The 1693-nt window shown below is 34.7% G+C and carries 3 protein-coding genes; all 3 read right to left on the reverse strand.

The window, feature by feature from the left end:
• Window positions 1-953 (reverse strand): hypothetical protein (locus tag ENL20_01470; GenBank protein ID HHE37227.1); only part of this gene is annotated, 953 nt, incomplete at its 3' end.
• A 56-nt stretch (window positions 954-1009) separates the two neighbouring features.
• Window positions 1010-1582 (reverse strand): IS607 family transposase, encoded by a 573-nt coding sequence (locus ENL20_01475; protein ID HHE37228.1) that lies wholly within the window; start codon window positions 1580-1582, stop codon window positions 1010-1012.
• Window positions 1447-1693: MerR family DNA-binding transcriptional regulator (locus tag ENL20_01480; protein ID HHE37229.1), on the reverse strand; the 247-nt coding region annotated here is incomplete at its 5' end. The genes ENL20_01475 and ENL20_01480, both read right to left, overlap by 136 nt.

The following is a 1693-nucleotide window of genomic DNA, read 5'->3' on the forward strand; positions in this document are numbered from 1 at the left end:
TATTGCAATTTTCGGAGTAAATATGATTCAAATCCTTGCTGCGTGAGTGTAGAAATCGTGACCTTGGAATAATGCGGTCTTATAATGCGGGATACACAGGATTTTTGTTTCCACTCCACCATTTCCTGTTTTAATGCCTGTTGCATCAATTTATTTAGGTTGATCCGATTAAGATCAAGATCTTTTAAGTGTAGTTGACGTTGCTGCACAAGTTCAGGCTTCAATTCTTTTTTATTGCGAATTTTATATGCTGTAGCCAGTTTATAAGAACGAACCAAGGACGGTAAAATTTCACACGGCTTAAGTGCTAATTTCTGTCCCTTTCTTTGGCGAATCCATCCCGTTTGCATTGCATGAATTATATTTTCATGAAACTTAATGGAATTTCGGAGGTGGCACATTGTCTGCCAAATAGAATCTTGAAGAAAAGGTAAAGAGAATAAAGATTGACGTAGTTCTCCAATAAGATTATTTAAATACCCGATAGAAAAAGATACGGGTTTATTTGTATAACAATGCGTTAATTGTTTGAGCAGATCATGCTTGAATTGAATATTAAGGGTGTTTTTTAGCAATCCTATTTGAATCTCTATCGGCCGTCCCTGAAAATATTTGAGAATTTGCGTCAACCAGCCATTTCGCACCCATCGATTACGAATTAGATCATATACTTCAAAAAATGCATTTCTTCGGGCCCTTTCTCTGAAAATAGATAACTCTTCCGGGATCTCTTGAAATATTTCGACCCGGAGTTTATCATATAGGCGTTTAGCGGCCATATTTCCCGAATATTTAAAATCTGATACAATTGTTCGGCTAATGATTTGTGGAATAATGAAATTCTTGAGAGTGCGCATTTTTTGCAAACAAACATAAAACTCTTGGAATTTTTGCGATTTTTCAGAACTAATCGCATCAAGATGTGCTGCAAATTTGCGAACTGCGAAAGTCATTAAATATATTTTTATGTCTAACTATATAAATATCTATACGCACTCAAATTTCTAATTTATTCGGCTAAAATTTGCCTAATTAGGCAATTTGTCGTTCCATTAATTTCACGATCAATAATTCGCGTAATTTGTTTTTGCATCAGTTTTTTTTGTGAGAGTGATTTTCTACTTTTAGCGGAACGCATTCCGTATAATTTTCCCGAAAAACAAGCAATTAGAGCCATCATATCATTTATTAAGCCTTGTTGTGCGCTTTTAATAGATGACTGCTCGATTTCAATAATGTGTACCCCGAAAAGAGAGCAAAAATTTTGTATAAACGGAAAACCGAATCGTGTAAGTCGATCTTTATAAGTAACCAAAATATTCGATATTTGACCCGATTTAATTAACTTTAATGCTTTTTTTAATCCTGTTCGGTGTGGATTTAATCCGGATCCGACATCTGAGATGGTAATTGGGTGTGTTTCTCCTTTAATTTTTGCTTCAATAATTAATTTCTGTATTTGTCTATTAAGATCACCCTTTTCTTTTTGTTTATGCCCTGAAACTCGTGCATAACAGAGAATATGTTTTGGTTTTTCAGAAATGTTGGTCTTATTCTGTGTTTTTCTATAAAATAACTCCAAATCGCTAAGATCATATCATATCTTCGATGTCCACCGGGGGTCCTAAAAGCATGAAAAATATCCATCTTATCCCATCTCCGCAGACTCGATCTTGATACTCCTAAAAAGGCA

Source organism: Candidatus Cloacimonadota bacterium, from assembly GCA_011372345.1.
Lineage (GTDB): Bacteria > Cloacimonadota > Cloacimonadia > Cloacimonadales > TCS61 > DRTC01.